This is a genomic window from Roseivirga pacifica, from assembly GCF_900111145.1.
GTDB lineage: Bacteria > Bacteroidota > Bacteroidia > Cytophagales > Cyclobacteriaceae > Roseivirga > Roseivirga pacifica.
The window spans coordinates 1,379,950-1,399,566 of the sequence record NZ_FOIR01000002.1 but is presented as its reverse complement, the minus strand read 5'-3'; the positions used below and the strand labels follow the sequence as shown (position 1 = coordinate 1,399,566).

General features: G+C 42.0%; 20 protein-coding genes. 6 read left to right on the top strand and 14 right to left on the bottom strand.

What is annotated here, in order from left to right; translation table 11 throughout:
• Positions 1-156: 156 nt before the first annotated feature.
• Both BMW98_RS14895 and BMW98_RS14890 read left to right on the top strand, forming a co-directional pair.
• Entirely contained in the window at positions 157-1,407 is a 1,251-nt protein-coding gene (locus BMW98_RS14895) for an aminotransferase class I/II-fold pyridoxal phosphate-dependent enzyme (RefSeq protein WP_090259372.1), read from the top strand.
• 98 nt (positions 1,408-1,505) lie between these two features.
• Entirely contained in the window at positions 1,506-1,679 is a 174-nt protein-coding gene (locus BMW98_RS14890; RefSeq protein WP_090259371.1) for a histone H1, read from the top strand.
• 78 nt (positions 1,680-1,757) lie between these two features.
• On the opposite strand, the gene dapA is transcribed toward BMW98_RS14890, so the two are convergent.
• From dapA to BMW98_RS14850, 8 genes are all read right to left on the bottom strand, one after another.
• Positions 1,758-2,621, bottom strand: a complete 864-nt coding sequence (gene dapA / locus BMW98_RS14885; protein WP_090259370.1) for a 4-hydroxy-tetrahydrodipicolinate synthase — start codon at positions 2,619-2,621, stop codon at positions 1,758-1,760.
• A complete protein-coding gene (locus tag BMW98_RS14880) occupies positions 2,621-3,133 on the bottom strand; it encodes a DUF6913 domain-containing protein (RefSeq protein ID WP_090259369.1) in 513 nt (170 codons plus the stop codon). The genes dapA and BMW98_RS14880 overlap by 1 nt, the downstream gene beginning before the upstream one ends.
• Positions 3,133-5,181, bottom strand: a complete 2,049-nt coding sequence (gene ligA, locus BMW98_RS14875; protein ID WP_090259368.1) for an NAD-dependent DNA ligase LigA — start codon at positions 5,179-5,181, stop codon at positions 3,133-3,135. Before ligA ends, BMW98_RS14880 begins: the two co-directional genes overlap by 1 nt.
• Positions 5,182-5,183: 2 nt before the next feature.
• Positions 5,184-5,378: an exodeoxyribonuclease VII small subunit gene (gene xseB, locus BMW98_RS14870; RefSeq protein ID WP_090259367.1), complete on the bottom strand. Its 195-nt coding sequence runs from the start codon at positions 5,376-5,378 to the stop codon at positions 5,184-5,186.
• Entirely contained in the window at positions 5,371-6,609 is a 1,239-nt protein-coding gene (xseA, locus tag BMW98_RS14865; protein WP_090259366.1) for an exodeoxyribonuclease VII large subunit, read from the bottom strand. The genes xseB and xseA overlap by 8 nt, the downstream gene beginning before the upstream one ends.
• A 72-nt stretch (positions 6,610-6,681) precedes the next feature.
• Positions 6,682-7,182 carry a hypothetical protein gene (locus tag BMW98_RS14860; RefSeq protein ID WP_090259365.1) on the bottom strand — a complete coding sequence of 167 codons (501 nt, stop codon included), beginning with the start codon at positions 7,180-7,182 and terminating at the stop codon, positions 6,682-6,684.
• A gap of 3 nt (positions 7,183-7,185) precedes the next feature.
• On the bottom strand, positions 7,186-7,722 hold the full coding sequence (locus tag BMW98_RS14855; RefSeq protein WP_090259364.1) for a hypothetical protein: 537 nt from the start codon (positions 7,720-7,722) through the stop codon (positions 7,186-7,188).
• 31 nt (positions 7,723-7,753) lie between these two features.
• Positions 7,754-8,293: an RNA polymerase sigma factor gene (locus tag BMW98_RS14850; RefSeq protein ID WP_090259363.1), complete on the bottom strand. Its 540-nt coding sequence runs from the start codon at positions 8,291-8,293 to the stop codon at positions 7,754-7,756.
• A gap of 150 nt (positions 8,294-8,443) precedes the next feature.
• Here BMW98_RS14850 and BMW98_RS14845 point away from each other — a divergent pair, with 150 nt between their 5' ends.
• Complete coding sequence (locus tag BMW98_RS14845; protein ID WP_090259362.1) at positions 8,444-8,902, top strand: MarR family winged helix-turn-helix transcriptional regulator; 459 nt, start codon at positions 8,444-8,446, stop codon at positions 8,900-8,902.
• On the opposite strand, the gene BMW98_RS14840 is transcribed toward BMW98_RS14845, so the two are convergent.
• Positions 8,895-9,974: a DmpA family aminopeptidase gene (locus BMW98_RS14840; protein WP_245733605.1), complete on the bottom strand. Its 1,080-nt coding sequence runs from the start codon at positions 9,972-9,974 to the stop codon at positions 8,895-8,897. The genes BMW98_RS14845 and BMW98_RS14840 overlap by 8 nt on opposite strands.
• Before the next feature lie 175 nt (positions 9,975-10,149).
• Between BMW98_RS14840 and BMW98_RS14835 the strand changes: the two genes are divergently transcribed.
• From BMW98_RS14835 to BMW98_RS14825, 3 genes are all read left to right on the top strand, one after another.
• Positions 10,150-10,857 (top strand): LolA-like protein, encoded by a 708-nt coding sequence (locus BMW98_RS14835; protein WP_090259360.1) that lies wholly within the window; start codon positions 10,150-10,152, stop codon positions 10,855-10,857.
• A gap of 238 nt (positions 10,858-11,095) precedes the next feature.
• The gene (locus BMW98_RS14830) at positions 11,096-12,328 is read left to right on the top strand and encodes an MFS transporter (RefSeq protein WP_090259359.1); all 1,233 of its coding nucleotides are present in this window, start codon (positions 11,096-11,098) and stop codon (positions 12,326-12,328) included.
• Between the two features lie 46 nt (positions 12,329-12,374).
• Positions 12,375-12,773 carry a heme-binding domain-containing protein gene (locus tag BMW98_RS14825; protein ID WP_090259358.1) on the top strand — a complete coding sequence of 133 codons (399 nt, stop codon included), beginning with the start codon at positions 12,375-12,377 and terminating at the stop codon, positions 12,771-12,773.
• A gap of 45 nt (positions 12,774-12,818) precedes the next feature.
• On the opposite strand, the gene BMW98_RS14820 is transcribed toward BMW98_RS14825, so the two are convergent.
• From BMW98_RS14820 to BMW98_RS14795, 5 genes are all read right to left on the bottom strand, one after another.
• A complete protein-coding gene (locus BMW98_RS14820) occupies positions 12,819-13,724 on the bottom strand; it encodes a universal stress protein (RefSeq protein ID WP_262501607.1) in 906 nt (301 codons plus the stop codon).
• Between the two features lie 100 nt (positions 13,725-13,824).
• Positions 13,825-14,913 carry an aminotransferase class V-fold PLP-dependent enzyme gene (locus BMW98_RS14815; RefSeq protein WP_090259356.1) on the bottom strand — a complete coding sequence of 363 codons (1,089 nt, stop codon included), beginning with the start codon at positions 14,911-14,913 and terminating at the stop codon, positions 13,825-13,827.
• Between the two features lie 4 nt (positions 14,914-14,917).
• Entirely contained in the window at positions 14,918-16,099 is a 1,182-nt protein-coding gene (locus tag BMW98_RS14810; protein WP_090259355.1) for an MFS transporter, read from the bottom strand.
• Positions 16,100-16,237: 138 nt separating this feature from the next.
• Entirely contained in the window at positions 16,238-16,957 is a 720-nt protein-coding gene (locus BMW98_RS14805; RefSeq protein WP_090259354.1) for a hypothetical protein, read from the bottom strand.
• A 916-nt stretch (positions 16,958-17,873) separates the two neighbouring features.
• The gene (locus BMW98_RS14795; protein ID WP_090259486.1) at positions 17,874-19,595 is read right to left on the bottom strand and encodes an amidohydrolase; all 1,722 of its coding nucleotides are present in this window, start codon (positions 19,593-19,595) and stop codon (positions 17,874-17,876) included.
• Positions 19,596-19,617: the final 22 nt, after the last annotated feature.

The following is a 19,617-nucleotide window of genomic DNA, read 5'->3' as shown; positions in this document are numbered from 1 at the left end:
GTTATTGTTTTCGTCTTGCAATGCTAATTAATTAAATTAAAAATGTGAACGATTCGCTATACTTATAAGGCTTGGCAATTTTTGATAAATGGCAATTATAATGTTACCTTTGCCACTTCATTTTGTGCAGATTGACGACATTAAATCATAACGCAGTTGGATCTATTTGAAAAATTATTGAGTAATCAGGGGCCTTTAGGAAAGCACTCAGATGTATCTGAAGGTTATTTCATGTTCCCTAAGTTAGAAGGAGAAATTGCCCCTAGAATGAAGTTCATGGGCAAAGAAGTTTTGACATGGAGCTTGAACAACTACTTGGGTTTGGGTAACCACCCTGAAGTAAGAAAAGCAGATGCCGATGCTGCGGCAGAGTGGGGGCTTGCCTACCCAATGGGTGCCCGCATGATGTCTGGGAACACTAAATATCATGAGCAGTTAGAACAAGAATTAGCTGCTTTTGTTCATAAAGAAGCTGGTCTTCTATTAAACTTCGGATACCAAGGTGTGCTTTCAATTATCGATGCGGTAGTTGATAGAAAAGACGTAATCGTTTACGATGCGGAATCTCATGCATGTATTATTGATGGTGTGAGGTTGCACATGGGTAAGCGTTTTGTTTTCCCTCACAACGACATTGAAAACTTAGAAAAGCAGCTTGAGCGTGCTACTAAGCTTACAAACGAAACTGGCGGTGGTATTTTGGTAATTACTGAAGGTGTATTCGGAATGTCGGGTAACCTAGGTGCGCTAAAAGAAATTGCTGAGCTAAAAAAGAAGTTCAACTTCCGCTTATTGGTTGATGATGCTCATGGTTTTGGTACTGTTGGCCCAACTGGTGCAGGCGCTGGTGAGGCGCTAGGTTGCCAAAACGAAATTGATATTTACTTCTCTACCTTCGCAAAATCTATGGCAGCAATTGGTGCTTTTGTTGCAGGTAATAAGGATATCATCAAGTTTTTGAAATACAATATGAGGTCTCAGATCTTTGCTAAGTCGCTACCAATGCCAATTACTATTGGTGCATTGAAAAGACTGCAAATGTTAAGAGACAACCCTGAGCATAAAGAAAAGCTTTGGACAATTGTTAATGCTTTACAAAACGGTTTGAGAGATAAAGGTTTCGATATTGGAACTACTCAATCTCCTGTAACTCCGGTAGTTCTGAACGGAACAGTAGGTGAAGCTGCGGCATTGAGCAAAGATCTTAGAGAGAACTTCAATATCTTCTGTTCGGTAGTAATCTATCCTGTTGTTCCTAAAGGAACGATTATTTTGAGGTTGATACCTACTGCTGCGCATTCTCTGGAAGACGTAAGTGAAACGATTGCAGCGTTTGAAGCTATAAAAGGGAAGCTTGAATCTGGTGAATACAGAGAGGGCGAACTTGCGATGGCTTTCGGAGAGTAAAAAGTTAAAAAAAAGTGCGTTTCCTGTTGATAATACAACATTTTGATTTATCTTGCTCAGGTTAAGTACATTTTCAACAACCTTAAAAAACAGTAAATATGAGTCAATTTAGCAGAGTAAAAGAATTGGTAGATTCTTTAGAAGGAGATTTCGAAAAGTTCTATGATAAAGGTAACCAAGCTGCTGGTACCAGAGTAAGAAAAGGTATGCAAGAGCTTAAGAACTTGGCTCAAGAAATCCGTCTTGATGTTCAAAACATCAAAAATAGCTAAGAGATATACTCAAGTTATATAAAAAAGCCAATCGTAAGATTGGCTTTTTTTGTGTTCAATACTTTTTAAAATGCTGATTTAGAGCATTTCAGCCTCAATAGCTTCTGAAAGTTTAGCGGAAGCTGGCAAAAGCGGAAGCCTTACCTGGTTGCCGCAAACGTCCTTCAGTCGTAGTACTTCTTTTACCCCAACCGGATTGCTTTCTGCATACATCAGTGGGTTTATTTTTTCAAAAGCATCCATCAGCCTTTGGCTTTCTTCGTGGTTTCCAGCCAAGCCTTCATTAATGCTTTGACAAAACTCTGCAGGAAATCCGTTCGCCAATACAGAAATAGCACCTACCGCGCCTAGTTTAATCATGGCTGGTGTAAGTGGATCTTCACCAGAGATCAACATAAAGTTGGCTGGTTTGTCTTTGGCAATTGCTTCGCACTGGGCAATTTCTCCAACAGCTTCTTTAATGCCAATTATGTTTGGGTGTTTGGCAAGTGTTAAGGTGGTGGAGGCTAGCATATTTGAGCCTGTTCGCCCTGGTACGTTGTACAAAATTACCGGAACCGGTGAGGCATCGGCAATGGTCGTAAAGTGAGCAATAATACCTGCCTGGCTCGGTTTGTTGTAATAAGGGCTTACCGAAAGAATTGCCTCAACACCTTCTAAATCAGTATGCTTAATGGTGTCGATAACGCCCTGTGTGTTGTTGCCACCAATACCGTAAACTATTGGTAAATTGCTAGGGTTGTTTTCTTTGCAGAAGCTAAGAATCTGTGCTTTTTCTTCTGCTGTGCAAGTGGCGGTTTCGCCTGTTGTGCCCATTACTACCCAATAATCGACATGCTTAGCTGTAAAGTCTAAAAGATTTTTTAACCCTTCGTAATCCACTGCACCTGAGGTTGAAAATGGGGTGACTAAAGCAACACCAGTTCCATGTAATTCCTTCATTATCTTATTTCCTTTATGTATTTAACCGTTTGCTCTGCAAAGTTATGAAAGCCTGCACTTTTATGAATACCGATCATCAATTCAAAATACTCCATTTCTGCTTCGGAGTGAATGCCAACTCTAAAATTGGCTGCCGTATGAATTAATGTATATCGCGATACTTCATTCAAGTCAAAGTCAAACACGAAAAAGTAATCGAATGGTTTCTTTAAAAATGCATTTAGTGCATCTGAGTTGAATTTGCCCAAGCTAGAAAGTTCGTTGTAGCTAACGGTCTCATGCTCAGTTTCAACAGGTTCTTTGCTAGGGTTGAAGCACAGCAGTTCTGTTTGCTTGGTTTGCCTGAAAAAGTCGGCCATTTTTTCAACTGCCTCTTCTTTGGCTTTGTCTTCCCAAGTGTAGAAAATGCCAATATGAGCGGCTTCATCAAATGGTTTGGCTGCTTTGCCTTTAACCTTGCGCTTTGCAGGTTTGTTGAATAGGTTTAAAAATTTTTTTCCAATAATTGACATTAGCCGTTTATCATTTGGATGAATTCCGCTTCGGAAATAATATTAATGCCAAGCTTATTGGCTTTTTCTAGTTTGGCTGGCCCCATTTTATCGCCAGCTACAAGGTAGTCTAGCTTTGCGCTAATAGACGAAACCACTTTGCCGCCATTAGCTTTTATAGCTTCCTTCAAATCATCGCGAGAATACTCGGTGAATACCCCGCTAATTACAAAGGTTTTGTCTGTCAACACATCTGAGGCAGCTTCTGCTATTTGCTCAACTTCGAAACGAAGCCCAGCCCTGTTTAGCTTATCAATTATCGCTCTATTTCTACTGTCTTCGAAAAACGCCAACACACTTTGCGCAATTCGCTCACCTATTTCGGGAACGGCTATCAGTGCTTCAAAATCGGCTGAGGCAAGTGCTTCAATATTGCCGAAGTGCTGTGCGAGCTTTTCTGCCACAGTTTGGCCGACATATCTTATTCCAAGGGCGAAAAGCACTCTTTCGAATGGGGTTTCTTTTGAAATTTCGATGGCCTTGATGATGTTATTTGCCGACTTTTCTCGGATGCTTCTTACTGAAAAGTCGCCTTTCTTTTCACTAAAGGTTTTGAACTCCAGTCCATTCAGTTGCTCGAAGCTAAGATCATATATATCAGCATAGTTATGGATTAAGCCATGATCCAAAAGCCCTCGAATTGTTTCGGAGCCTAGGCTATCAATATCCATTGCTTTGCGCTGAATAAAGTGCTCAATTTTCCCTTGAATTTGCGGTGGACAGCCGTCTGTGTTTGGGCAGTAGTGATTGGCTTCGCCTTCCTTTCTCACTAGCTCTGTGCCGCATTCGGGGCAATGGTTTATGTATTCAATGGGAGCGCTAACTGCAAGCCTTTGTGCGGTGTCTACCCCAGTGATTTTAGGGATAATTTCTCCACCTTTTTCTACAAAAACTGTATCGCCCAAATGTAGATCTAAGCGGGCAATTTCATTGGCATTGTGTAATGAGGCGCGCTTAACGGTAGTGCCCGCCAAAAGCACTGGTTTAAGATTGGCAACGGGGGTTACCGAGCCGGTTCTTCCCACCTGGTAACTCACGCTTTCAAGCACGGTTGATGCACTTTCTGCTTTGTACTTGTAAGAGATAGCCCAGCGAGGGTTTTTGGCCGTAAAACCGAGCTCGTTTTGCTGATGGATGCTATCTACTTTTATAACTACGCCATCGGTTTCAGAAGGCAACTCATGGCGCTTGGTTTCCCAGTAGTTAATGTATTCTAAAACTGCTTCAATGGAGCTGCATTTCTTATAAGTTTGAGAAATGTGAAAGCCCCAATCTTCAAGCCTGTGAATGGACTCAGAGTGTGAAGAAACATTCAAGTTTTCGCCCAATAAATAATACAAGTAGCAATCGAGTTTACGCGAAGCGACAATGCTTGAGTTTTGCATTTTCAGGGTTCCCGAAGCTGCATTTCTAGGGTTAGCCAATCGCTCTTCTCCAAGGTCCTCTCGTTCAGCATTCACTCTTTCGAACTCATGTTTTGGGAAAAACACCTCGCCACGTACTTCAAACTTTTCAGGTACTTCCTTTTTCAATCTTAGCGGAATACTTCTAATGGTTTTTGCATTGGCAGTAACATCATCGCCTTGCGTGCCATCTCCACGTGTTACAGCGCGTTTAAGTAGTCCGTTTTCGTAAGTTAAGCTAAGTGCCACACCATCGAATTTCATCTCACAGAAGTAGCTGTAATCATCTGTGCCAAGGCCTTTTTTTACACGCTCATCCCATTCCATTAACTCTTCTTTGGAATAGGTGTTACCCAAAGAAAGCATGGGGTAGGTGTGAACAACCGTATCGAAGTTTTTGGTAATAGTGCCGCCTACACGTTGGCTCGGAGAGTCTTCCGATTTATGCTCTGGAAAGTCTGCTTCTAGCGCAATGAGTTGCTGTAAAAGTTGGTCGAACTCATAATCGCTTATTTCCGATTTGCTTTCTTGGTAATAAAGGTAATTGTGGTGATCTATTACTTCTGAAAGCCTTTTTATTTCCTTTAATGCTTCTTCCGATGTCATGCTTAATTCAGTTTTTCTAAGGTTGCCGAAAGGTTGGTTTCTGCATTGCTAAGCTTTTCTTTGCAAGCCAAAATCAAATCGGTTGCTTCCTGCACTAACTTGGTGAGTTCATCAACACCGGGTTGATCGTTTTCAATAGTCGATACTATGGATTCAATGCGCTCTAGCGCCTCTTTGTAGCTTTTTGCTTCAGACATCGTCAGTCGATTTGATTACTTTACTTACAATGGTTTTGTTGTGTGTGCGCGTTTCTATTTCGTCTCCTGAAATTACGTTTTCTGTTTGAATTGGGTGCCCGTTTTTCAGGGTTATGGAATAACCTTTTTTTAGTATTTGAATAGGGTCGCTAAGGTTGATTTCTTTCTCAAAATTTTCCAAGCGAACACGATGCATTTTCAATGCATATTCAGTTTCGTGCTTTAGGTTTTTACCTAGGCGCTCAACCTTTTCGGTATGTCGGTTGAGCAGGTAGTTAACTTGGCTGCTCAGTTGCTTTTGGTACTGGCTGAGCTGAAAGTGTTCTTGTTGAATTCGCTGATGCAGCTGGCGTTCCATTCTGTAGGCCAGGTCGTTCAGTTGGTCGTCAAACAGATAAAGTCCGTTTAATATGAATTCGGCAACAGCTGTAGGGGTTTTAAGCGCTGTATGTGCTACCAAATCGGCTATTGTTTGATCGCGTTCGTGGCCTATGCCAGTAAGTAAGGGTAGGGGAGCTTGGCTTATTGCTTTGCCCAGTTCGTAGGTGTCAAAGCAATCTAAGTCGGTTTGTGCACCACCGCCTCTTATCAGCACTATTAGGTCAAAGTGCTCTGGTTTGGTGCCAATGGCATTGAGCGCCTGCTGAATTGATGCTGGTGCATCGTTGCCCTGCATTAGGGCTGGAAAAAGGGTGACATCAATGTCAAAACCTCGCGGGTTCGCTTTTAGTTGCTCGGTAAAATCCTGATACCCAGCAGCAGTTTCAGAACTGATTACTGCCAGCTTTTGAGGAGCTAGCGGAAGCCTGAATTCCTTGTTAGTTTCAAGTGCTCCTTCTGCTTTTAGTTTTTGAAGTGTTTCTTCGCGCAGTCGTGACCTTTCACCAAGGGTAAAGTTCGGGTCAATATTATTGACAGTTAGGCTCATGCCGTACACTTCGTGAAAATTGATCGCTACATTGAGGAGTACCTTAATGCCCGGTTTTAAGGGGGTACCTGTTGCCCGCAAAAACTCGCTAGATAAATTGCGATAGGTATATGCCCAAATGTTGGCTCGTATTTTAGCCTGAATAAAGTTGCCCTCTTTTTCCACCAACTCCATATAGCAATGGCCTTTCTGATTGAGTCGCATTTCACCAATTTCCGCTATTATCCAGTAGTTTGGAGCAAGGGTTTCGGTAAGGGTATCTTTTATAAGTTGGTTAAACGCAAAGAGCGACAAATGAGCCATGTCGCAAATTAGGTGAAGGGGCGCAAGCTGCCAACAAAGGGCATAAAAAAACCTGCCGAAGCAGGTTGTTCTTTATTGGCCTCCGCCACGCGGGTTGCCTCTATTGTCTCGGCCTTTGTCGTCCCAAAAGCGGTTCATTAGCTTTCTTCTAAAGTCCGAATCGAACCTGTGTACCAATAGCACCTGTTTTGGGCTAAGTACCTTGGCAAACTTGGCCATGTAGTCTTTCTCAAGCGATAGTTGCTGCTCTTGCTTATCGAGCAACAGTGCCAAAAGCTTTTCAGATTGCTCGTCATTCAGCTTTTCCGCTTCTCTGCTCAGGCTGTGAATTCCAAAATCATCGACCATTTTCTCAAAGAATTCTTTGCCTAACTTTTCTTTAGCCTCTTCATATTCATTGAAGATTGGCCAGAATTTTTGAGCTGTTTTACTGTCCAGTTCGAGCCTTTCAGTTACAAAAGCTACTTTAGCAGCTTTTATACGTTCCATCTCTTCTGGGCTGGGGCCTCGTCTGTCTTGTGCAAAAAGCCCAACAGTAGTGAAAAACAATGCGATAAATATTACTCTTTTCATTATTTAATATTCTAAATAGTCTAACTCTGTTACGTCAATACGATCGTAGTCAATCACATCTTCGTAGTTACTGGCTACATCTGCTAGCATATCGTCTAAAACGGTCTGCATCGATTCGTCTAGAATAATCAATTCTTCTACAGAGGTGCCCTCTTCGCTCAGGTAGCCTAGAATGCTTTCATCAGAAACATCGCTCAAAAAAGCATCGTTGGCTGTGCTGTTGCTTTGAATTAAAAGAAACCCTAAGGTGAAAATAATGGCAATACTTGCCGCGTATTTCAACCAGTTTTGTTGGAAGAGCTGTATCACTTTCGCCTCTTGCTTTAGCTTTCCGCTCGCCTCTAAGTTACTTCCAAACTGTTCAAAATATCCCTCAGGTACCGTAAAAGGAAGCTCTCTAAGCAAATCGTTTTTAAGGAAAGAAGCCTCTTCTGCCGCCACTCTGTTCATTACCTTATCGGTAAATGAGCTAAAGTAGTCGGAGCTGGGCTGCTTTTTGGCGCCTTCCATTCCTTCTTTATTTGCTTTGTCCTTTTTCATCGTTCTTTAGATTTATTTGGTTTCTAAAGGTTTAACCTTCAGTTAAATAGGTTTCTATTTTCTTTACTGCCAAGTGATAGCTGGCCTTTAGGCCGCCCACACTTGTTCCGGTTATTTCTGAAATTTCATCGTACTTCAAATCGTCAAAGTACTTCATGTTAAAAACCAGTCTTTGCTTTTCCGGCAGCTGCAAAAGTGCTTTTTGCAACTTCAGCTGAATTTCTTCCCCACTTAACAAATTGCTACTGGTTAAGGAGTGCTCAAGTTCATGGGCTACCTCGTCTATCGAAATGCCTTGTTTCTTCTGTTTCTTTTTCAAAAGATTCAAAGCTTCATTAGTTGTAATGCGGTAAATCCATGTAAACAGCTGAGAGGCTTCTCTAAATCCTTCAAGGTTTTTGTAGACTTTAATGAAGGCCTCTTGTGCAACATCATCAGCATCCTCGTGGTCAATCACAATCTTTCGCGCATGCCAATACACACGTTCTTTGTATTTGTCCACCAACTCTCTAAACGCAATGTGCCGAGTGTCTGGATCTTTAAATGCTATGAGTATGTCCTTGTCTTCCAATTGCTAAGGTTTCAGGGGTTAGATGTGGCCCTGCCTCCAAGGTTTAATCTACCTTGAATAAAGTTAAGCATATGTTGTGACATGCTTTATGATTTTGGGTGAACTAAATATGGTGCATTTTGTTAAATTCGAGGGTTAGAATTGAATCTTATGGGTTTAGAGGAAGATATAAAACAGGGTAAGAAATTTACCAATGATTATGAAAAGCTACTGGTGAATATAATGTTTACCAATAGCTGGTTGGTTGAAAAGCAATCGGCTCTTTTTAAGCCCCACGGAATAACTACTCCACAGTACAACGTTTTGCGCATATTACGCGGGGCTTTTCCCGAGCCTTGTACAATAAATACTTTGATCGACAGGATGCTAGACAGAATGTCGAATGCATCGCGAATAGTTGATAGGCTAGAGGCCAAGGAGCTGGTTGAGCGCAAGGTTTGCCGTTCTGACAGAAGGGCGAAGGATGTGGTAATAACCGAAAAGGGCCTTCAAGTTCTTGAGTCGATTGATGAAGAAATGGCGCTTTGGTTTAAGCAGTTTGCTGGGGTTGATAAAGAAAAGGTAGCCGCTTGCAATGAGTTTTTAGACGAAATCCGCAGTGCTATTTAAGTAACCCCCTTTGCTTTAATAATGACAATACGCGCTCTTTTGGGAGCGCTTTTATTTGGTGGCCATCGCGGCCCTCCATGTCTTCTGCTGCAAATAGCGAATTAATAATGGCTTCTTCGGTAGCTTCGATAGTAGCCATAAATAGCGGAGACATTTCATCATTTCTCAATACATCTCCATTGTCAGTTTTTGCCTTCGTATTGTAAGGGATTCGCATGCTTTCGGCAGTAGATGCCGCTACTACATAATCGCCACTACCGTTTGACGCAATGCCGCCTGTTCGTGCTAGGCCCATCATGGCGCGTTTGGCCACACGTTCTAACTGCCGAGCGTCTAAAGGCGCATCGGTTAGCACTACAATCATACAAGATCCATCACTTTTTTCAATAGCCGACTTAAATGGATATTGTTCCAAGTCTTGACCGATGGGCGCTCCTGCAATGGTGAGTACGCCTCCAAAGTTGGTTTGCACCAAAACACCTACCGTATAACCACCCAAACTTTCGGGCAACTTTCTGGATGAGGTGCCTATGCCGCCTTTGTAACCAAAAGCTATGGTGCCTGTGCCTGCACCCACATTGCCTTCAGCTACCTTTCCATTAGAAGCATTGTTGATTGCAGCGACTACATCGTTTTCTGAAACATGCATGCCGCGTATATCATTCAAATAGCCATCGTTAGTCTCGCCAACTACAGCATTTACCGATCGTACATCTTCGTTTCCACTTTGTGCCAAAGTATAGCGAACCGTAGCCTGAATACCCATTGGAACGCTAAGCGTATTGGTAAGAATAATTGGAGTTTCTAAGTTGCCAAGCTCTTGCACCTGGCTAATACCAGCTAGTTTGCCAAAGCCATTGCCAATGTAAATAGCGGCAGGTGTTTTCTGCTGAAAAATATTGCCCTGATGTGGAAGAATGGCTGTAACGCCCGTGCGCACATGGTCTCCATTGATCAGCGTTGTGTGACCTACCGTAACGCCAGGAACATCGGTTATCGCATTGAACTGACCAACCGGTAAAACACCGATTTTGATTCCTAAATCTCTTGGGCGTTGGTTTTGTGCTTGCATTGAAATTATGTTTAAAGCAAGAAGTGTAATTGACAGCAGGCTTTTCATTTTTCTAAAATACTAAATGAACTCGGAATCAAAATGAATGAATGTTTGAGTGGCTACTGCCGATAAATCAATCCGATAATTATGTATTGCCCTCATTTTGAATTAGGTTGAGAAAAACACCGATAAGATGAAAAAGACACTGTTTTTACTAATTATAGTTTTCCTGTCAGGAATATCACTGAATGGCCAAAGCGCAAGACAAATTGCGGACGATTATCTGAAAGCTACTGGAGGTAAGGAGCAATGGAAATCGTTGCAGAACAGAAGGATTACAATGGGCATGAAAATGCAAGGTTTTGAGTTTCCTGCGGTAATGTACGAAGCGAAAGGGAACAAGCAACGCCTCGAAATCAACGTACAAGGTGTCCAAATCATTCAGGCATTTGATGGTGAAGTGGCTTGGGTGGTTAGCCCGCCTCAAGGTATTACACAGCCCACTGCAATGACAGGTCCACAAGCTGAATCAGCTAAGGAGTATGAGTTTTTGGGTGAGTTTATCGATTCTGAATCTAGAGGGATAAAACTTGAATATAAGGGAGAGGAAGAAGCCGATGGCAAAACTTATTGGCATGTGGATGTGACCAAGAAATCGGGAACAACTGAGGAGTATTACTTTGATAAGGAAACCAAACTGATTGCTTTTATGAAAACGCCTGGTGCCAACGGTCAAATGTCCACTACCTTCTATTCTGATTATAAAGCGTTTGAGGGCATTAAATACCCAACGCATTTGGTGGTTAAAACCGGAGGAATGACTGTGCAAGAATTGACTTTTACTAAAGTAGAACATGGCGTGGATATTGATCCAAGCATTTTTTCTATGCCAGAGAATTAGGCTATTGCCAGACGCTGGAGAAGATAGAAGAGGTTGTCTCAGAAGCCAACTATTTTCGTCATTCTCAGCTTGACTGGGAATCTCATTCAGGCTTTACACCTGGTTTAAAGAGATTCCCGATCGGTGTCGGGAATGACGTTTTGCTTTTGAGACAGCCTCTTTTTTATGCCCAGTTAAAATCTATGTTATTCATGTTGAGCTTTTTAGCTATCTTCCGTTTCAACCGAAACTCACGCTTATGAATAACAAGGCCATAAAGCTTTCGCTTTATATCAATTACTTCGTGTTTGCAATTCTGCTCAATAGTGTCGGAATTGTGATCCTAAAATCTCAAAACGTTTATGGGGTAGATGAAGTAGCTGCCAGTACGCTGGAGCTATTTAAAGACATGCCCATAGCCATCGTTTCTTTTGTCATAGCTTCTTTTTTACCGCGCATTGGCTACAAAAAAGCCATGATGATCGGCTTAGGAATTGTTGCTGCTGCCTGTATCGCAATGTATTTTGGCAACTCCTTTCTTTCGGCCAAAATCCTATTTGCAGCTGTTGGGGTAAGTTTCGCTTTAATTAAAGTTTCTGTTTACTCTGTTATTGGTTTGGTTACTGAAAATGAGAGCCAACATAATAGCCTAATGAGTAATATTGAGGGTATTTTTATGTTCGGCATAGCACTGGCTTATTTTCTGTTTCCTGCATTTAATCTGGAAGGTCAGCCCGATGCTTGGTTAAACGTTTATTGGCTGCTTTCGGCACTTTCGCTGTTGGCCTTGCTCTTACTTTCTAGGGCTCAATTTAATGAGGGTGAAGAAGTACCTGGATCAAATGTGGGGGAGGATTTTGAGGCAATGTTCAAGCTATTGGCTAAACTGTTGGTAATCGTTTTTGTGATTGCAGCCTTTCTATTTGTGATGATGGAACAAGGGATTATGACCTGGTTACCAACATTTAATAACCGGGTACTCAATTTGCCTGAAAACTTGGCCATTATCATGTCGAGTATTTTGGCAATTAGCCTTGGTGTAGGGAGAATAGGAGCAGGATATTTAGCCAAAAAATACTCCTGGGTATCGGTACTTGTAGTATGCATTTTTGGTGCCATGGCCATTGTGATCTTCGTTTTGCCAAAGGCTGTAACTGCCAATATTGGTGAGGTAGAAAGTATTGCAGATATACCATTTATAGGTTATGCTTTCCCAATTGTGGGGTTGTTTATTGCGCCAATTTATCCATTGCTAAATTCCGCAGTGCTCAGTGCTTTACCGAAAAAGCTACACTCTCCAATGTCTGGTTTAATCATTATTTTTTCTGCATTGGGCGGTACATTGGGTTCTCGTATTATCGGCCTCTTATTTAAAAATGTAGGGGCTGAATCGGCCTTCAGCTATACCGTGGTGCCAATGGTTTTGTTATTGGTTGCGCTGTTTTTTCTAAAACGACTTACCGCTCAAGCAAAAGCTGCTAAAGCATCTTAAACTACTTTTCGTATCTTTTGTCTTAGTGTAAACATCAACTTGTATAATGAACCGATTTAAATTGATTGCCGGAGCTATTGCTGTTTCTGGCCTTTCGCTGGCTTTTGCACCAAAACCAGTTGCAACAAATAGTGTGGGGAGCAATGATAAAATTGAGCTGCCTGATAATATTAAAGCCATTGTCGAGGCTAAGTGTATGGGCTGCCATAAGCCTGATGCAAGGAATGAAAAGGCACGCGAAAAGCTACAATGGGTTAAGGTGCCCGAAATGAACCTTGAAGAACAAGAGGATTTTGTCGCTGAAATGTTTGAGGTGATTGAAGAGGGTGAAATGCCACCAGAAAGAACCGTAGAGCGTAGGCCAGAAATGAAGCTTACTGCCGAAGAGAATGCAGCTTTTATTGCTTGGCTTGAAAAAGAAGAGAAAAGACTGAAAGGAGAGTAGCGCTCTTGATAATTAAAAAGGCGGCTATTAACCGCCTTTTTAAGTTTAAAGCTCTTTTATAAAGTCCATTATACCGGCATTTCTACCTTTAGGTCGAACCACCATCATAGGAATATCGCTGTTGTATTGAATAAGCTGTTCTGCACGGCTACCAATAAATAGTGCAGTTGTAGCTGTTCTGCCTTTTACCCCAATAAATATGGCGCTTGGGTTGTGCTCGCGAGCAAAGTCCATAATGTCCGTAACCGGATTGTCATTGGTGTCCAGTGAATAAACCACTTCTATATTGATGCCTTCATGGTCAATGTCTGCCATAAAACGCTCAAAGTCTTTTTGAGCATTATTCCTCATTACCTCGGCAAACTCATCGTAGGTTTTGCCCGAATAATGATAACCGCCAGGTACAGTGAAAACATTCTGACAAACAATTTTAACATTGCTTTCAGGGTATTTTCTGGCCACCTTAATGGCTTCTTCCATTGCAATTTTAGAGTGAGGAGAGAAGTCGCATGGTACGTGGAGCATGTTCATGGAAAGCTCCGCCTGCTCTGGAATTATAAATAGAGAACAAGCAGCTCTTCTAGCCAGTCGGTTGGAAAGAATACCACCACCAATAAAGTGTTTGTGGCGACCCATCATAATTAGGTCTATGTTGTTCTTTTCAACAAATTTCAGGATGGCTTTTGAAGGGGCTCCTTCTTTAACATGAACGTGGCAAGCATTTACAATAGCTTCAGAAAGCTCCTCTCGAACCAAGGTCCATATTTGGTTTTTTCTGTCTTCTATTGAACGCTCTTTTATCTCAGGGAAATCCTTCAAAACCTCTTCAGGAATGCGCATTTCACTAATGCTGTTGAATAGGTGGATTTCCTTAGTTTCGCTCGATGTAGCAATCTTTTGTAGATACTTCAGCAAAGTTTTGTCTGCGTCTGAAGTATCCATTAGGACCATTATTTTTTCTCTAGTAGGCATATGCTCAAAATTCGGTGCAAAATTAGTGGTTCCGCTATAAATCGCGAAGCATATGGTAATATACTATGCGAAAATTAATTTAGACCGACCGTACATCATTTAGCATGTCCACCAAAAGCTCTATTTGCTCTTTTGAATGTGTAGGGAAGGTTGCAATGCGTATTTGCTTGCCCTTGTAAGCGCTGTATCCATTGCCAATTACCAGCCCTTTTTCTGCCATTTTATTGATGATTGCCGTAGAGTCTACACTGGTGTTGGCAACAACCACAGTTTTAGATCGGTGCGCTTTGTTTTCCACAAAGTGATCGAGCAGCGGGTGCTCTTCTACCATGTGTTGAAGCAAAGCGGCCTTGTAATTAGCTTCTCTACGAATTACATCAATTCCTTTTTCAAGCATGTCGTCCGTTACTTTGCTCAAGAGGAAAATATTGAGCACGTTGGCGGTGAAGGTGGTCTGACCTTTCTCCGCGTTCTTCAAAAGGTTAGGAATGGAATTATAAGTGCCAATAGGTAGGCCTTGTGCAGCTTTTGCCTTAGCTTTTTCGATAGCCCGCGGACTTACGATCCAAACACCGAGTCCAGCCGGCAAGCCAAAGCATTTTTGAACCGAGAAATATGCGCTGTCTATTTGTGTGAAGTCCAAGTCGGTTATAGGGAAACCTGAAACACCATCCACCGCTATTAAAGCATCTGGGTGCGCCTTTCTAATGGCGTAAATATCTTCTACTGGAAACGATACACCAGTGCTGGTTTCGTTAATGGCCATGGTAATTAGCTCCATACCTGCAGGTATAATTGCAGGGTTAGTGTCGGGCAATTGCCCAAATTCTGAAGCAGCCTGCTGCGCATTGATGCCCCACTTTTTGGCGAAATCGTAAAAGCGATTTGAAAAAGCTCCATAGCAGTAATGGAAAGACTTTTCTGTAACCAGGTTTTGAATTTGGCGCTCCCAAATTTCCGTAGCCGAACTAAGAAAGAATATGCCGTAGTCTTCTGGAATATTCATCAGTGCTTTTAGGTTTTGCACTGTCTCATGAAAATAACCCTCAGCCTGTTTGCTGCGGTGGTTTATTTCCATTACCTGATCTTTGAGCGCTTTTTTTAAGTGCTCTTCTACTGTGAAATATAGTGCAGATGGGCCTGGGGTAAAGAATATTTTCTTTGGCATAATTTTAACCTTTGTTCAACATCGCTGCGTGCTTCAGGTAGTGATTTCTCACAAACATGAAATAGAACGCTAACGGGAACAAAAGTATGATTCCGCAGATAAAAAACATGCGGTCGATGCCATAATATTCTGCCACATAACCTAATGCAATGGAGCCGGCACCAATACCTAAGTCTACTGCCGAAAAGAAGGTGGCGTTTGCTGCACCTCTACGCTCAATAGGTACCATGTTGAGTGCCATGGTTTGTACAGTTGGCATAATAATGCCGTTGCCCATGCCCACTAGTACGCCAATAGCCATTAATGGCCAAAAACTATCGATGTAGCTCAGCCAAATTAGGCCAATTACCGTTACAGCCAAACCAGCAAAAACAAGCCCTGAAGGTCCTTTTTTGTCCATTATTTTGCCAACAACCAAGCGCACAATTGCAACGCCAATGGCCATGAAAATAAAGAATAGGGCGCCTTGCTTAATACCTAGCTCATCGCTGTAAATCCTGATAAAGGAAATAATTGCGGCATAAGGGAACGCCCCTGTGAACATCACAATGGCGATTCGGTTTACGCGCTTATCGAACATTTTTGATAAGCTAATTTTAGTTTGCCCAGTTTTTATATTGGGCATTTTTACGAATAGGGCCAATACAAAGGCCGCCACTGAAAATGCAGTTGCTACATTAAACAAGTTGGTGAAATTGTTTTGCCCCATAATTTGGTCGCCACCGTATGGTGCAAGGGCAATAGAGAATGTCATGGCAAGTCCAAAATAGCCAATGCCTTCGGCACGCCTGCTTTCCGGAATTAGGTCGGCTGCAATTGTGCTACCTCCTGTAGTAATTGTTCCCCATGTAAAACCATGGAATACACGAATAAGCAACAGAATAAAAAAGGTAGACGAGAAATGGTAGGCAGCCATTAGCAAGGTGAAAATCCCCAGCGCCCAAAGGTAAACGGAACGTCTGCCGTAGGCATCGAGCACATAGCCACAGAATGGGCGAATAAGTAGTGCCGATAATGCATAAACGCCAATGATATAACCGACCTGGTTTTTGTTGGCATCAAGTGCATTTACTGCATAAACCGGTAGAGTGGGGAGTAGAAAGTAAAAGGCCGCAGCCATTAAAAAGTAAGAAACGAAATGTAGGTTAAAGTCTCTTGTTAGAATTTTGTTGTTTGCTGAAGCCAAATGCCTTGTGTTGTCTGATTAATCGTACAAACTAAGTAATTCTATGGCAGAACTACCTCGTAATTTCTTAAATAGATGGTGTGAGGCGTGTTTTTGTTACAGTTGGGATTGATGTGAATTACAAGTTAAGTAGGCTGATTAGTAGAACTCGCTAATAACTTTTGCCAAGTGTGCGTCATTCCTCCAGTCTAACGACTTCTGATTTACAAATGCCTGCGCTTTTCGGAAGTTTGATTTCCCAAGCATTTTTCTAAGATTGTTTTTAGTAAGTGATATTTCTTGGTATTCGCCATTCTCGGTTTTTAAGTAGTAGGTTTCGAAATAGACATACCTGTCTTTGGTGCTCTCAGAGCCATAGGTAATGGTATATTCAGCTTTCTTTAAAATCTTTTCTGTATGCTTCAGGATTTTCAGATCCGGCTTACTTGTCAATATTTCAAAAAAGCCATATTCAGTATCGATCATCGGGGCTTCTTTGTTAGTCAGAACTAAAAATGTTGTGGGCTGTGTGTCATAGGTAGAGAAGGAATAGATTATCTCGGAGTTCAATTCAATAGGAACATCATAAACACCGAAATCGGCTACTAACTTATTTAGCTGGCCATCTATGTTGACGGAAATCGAGTCGAAGGACTCTCCAGAGTGGAGATTAATTTTTACGGTTTTCCAATTTTCAAATACTAGTGGAGATTTATTGTGCTCTTTCGGGTAATAGTTTTCAAGTGGAGCAGAATCGAATTTCTCAATTTCTTCGATTAGTTGAAGCTTAGCTACCATGTTTGCCTCCTCAGATATACTCATTTTTTGACCAAATGCGTAATAAGGAATAACAAGTAAAAGGAGTGTGAGTTGTTTCATTTTGGTGAATATATATTACTCTAGTGGTAAGTTAATGAAAGTACGACCCTAATGTGGAAAACTCAATGTTATTTAGGTTTAATGGAACTTAAATACTTGGTACCTTTGTAGTACAAAGACATACCCATTTGAGCTTAGACTAGTTTTCGAACTTTACAAATTTAACTCAAATACCGGGTGAGTCCATCTCAAAACAAGGCCTCACCGTGAAGTGTAATAACTTCATGGCCTCGTACTTAGTGCAGGATAACAGTGGACTGTTGCGAGCAAAAGGATAGCCCAAACCTTGTCTTTTATAGAGGTTCGATCAACCTTTAGGTTCTTATGGGTTTAATATAAAAGCCACTCAATTGAGTGGCTTTTTTTTAATGCTGTAGAATGAGGTGTTTGGTTGTGTCATTAACTGTTACACTATAGATTATTTTCCAACTTTCTATGTAAGGAATTTCTTCCCTTTTAATAGCCGAAAAGCTACCTTTTATTAGAATATGTTTTTCGTCTATCCCCATTGTTGAAGGCCGATCACTAGGGTTCCTCTTATAGTTGTCCAATTCATAGATTCGAACTCCCTTTACAACCATTAGCCGATTTGGTTGGCAGTTTCTAGATATTCCGCCTCTTTCAAATAACGGTTGGAAGTTTCTATATTCTAACCATGGTGTAGGCTTTTGTGGTGATATTGGCTGAGCTTTTTGTAATTCTAAGCCTCCCGACATAAAATGAGAATCCAATACTTCTAATCCGCCATAGCAACTTTGCCATCTTTCAACCGCATATTTATTAGGGGTATCATATGAACAGCTTGCAACCACTGCTATAGTGCTCAGAATTAACAAAAGCCTTAGAAACAATTGGTTCATTAATTAATGACTATTCTACTAATTCACTAATGTCTAATGACCAATTCACCATTAAACTATTTCCCCTCATATACAATTTCACCACCTACCACGGTCATCATGGCTTTGGTATTCAAAATCTCCATTTCGGGAATTGTCATAATGTCTTTATCGAAAACGGTAAAGTCGGCTGCTTTGCCTACTTCAATGGAGCCTTTAAAGTCTTCTTCAAACTCAGCATAGGCGCCATCTAAAGTATAAGATTTAAGTGCTTGTGCTCTCGTCATGGCCTGGTCGGCTTCATAGCCTCCTTCAGGGGTGCCTTGCAAAGTTTTACGGGCAATCGATGCGTAGAAAGAAGGTAAAGGATCGAGCGGCTCTACAGGGGCATCCGTGCCATTGGCAACGGTAGCATCTGCTTCCATAAGTTTTTGCCAAACATAAGCGCCTTCTACTATGCGTCTTTCGCCCAATCGGTCAATGGCCCAAGGCCTGTCTGAACTCATATGAATGGCTTGCATGGCGGCAATCACATTCATTTCACCAAAGCGCGCAATATCATCCAAGCTGAGGTGTTGCGCGTGCTCAATTCTAAAGCGTTGATCTTTCGGGTTCAAGTCAGGAAATTTATTGAAGGCCATTTCATATTGGTCTAGCACTTCCTGATTGGCTCTGTCACCAATGGCGTGAGAGCAAAGTTGAAAGCCAGATTCTAGCGCCATTAAAGCAACTTGGCCAACGCGCTCCATTGGTACGGTTTCATGACCAAAATGTCCCGGTCGATCCGAATACTCTTCTAATAACCAAGCACCACGAGAACCCAAAGCACCATCAGTATGCAGCTTGAATGCCCTTACAGTCACTTGGTGATCAGGGTCAATCATTGGGCCTTTATCTGCCCATTCCTTCAGTAGTTCTGGCTGTGTACCCGTCAGCATGGTATAAGTCCTGATTTTTAGGCGGCCTTGTTCTTTAAATCGAAGTAACCTGTCAACATAGGCCTGGCCAGAGCCAGCATCGTGAAAAGAAGTGATGCCAAGCCTTAAACACTCCTGAATGGCTAGTTCTAATGCCTGCTCTGCTCTTTCTTCGGTCTCTTGGGGTACCAGTTTGCCAATTATTCCTTCAGCTCTTTCGGTGAAAATGCCAGTTGGATTGCCCAGGTCATCTTTAATGATTTCACCACCTTCTACTTCACCTTGAAGGCTTTCTATGCTAAGGTTATTCACTCCTGCCAATTCCATGGCTTTGGCATTGCCGAAAGCTGCATGGCCGCTGGCATGTCTAAGCCAAACAGGATTATCGGGGCTAACTGCACTTAGTTTTTCGTGAGTTTGAAAGCCTTTTACCATGTTGTCAGGCTTTTCTATCCACTTGTCTTGATGCCAGCCACGGCCAGTAATCCAGTCCCCTGGTTCCGCTTTTTCAACAGCCTCAGCTACTTTCTCAACTAGTTCATCGTAGGTTTTTACGTACATCAGGTCAATCTCGAGCTTGTTGTAGCCCACACCCATCATATGTGCATGTGATTCGATGAACCCAGGTGTCATGGTCATGCCATTTAGGTCAACTACCTTGGTCTCGTCTCCTTGAAATTTGAGGATGTCTTGTAGGTTGCCTACGGCCTGAATCATTCCGTCTTTTACAGCTACTGCTTCAACTTTAGGATTGGTTTCATCAACAGTATAAACGGTTCCGTTAATAAAGATGGTGTCGGCTGTTTCGTGAGTGGAACAGCCAGAAATGGCTAGTGCGAGTATTGCAAAAGCAGCAAGTACGCGCTGGCGAATGTATTTCATAGGTTCTATTTTTTGGAACCCA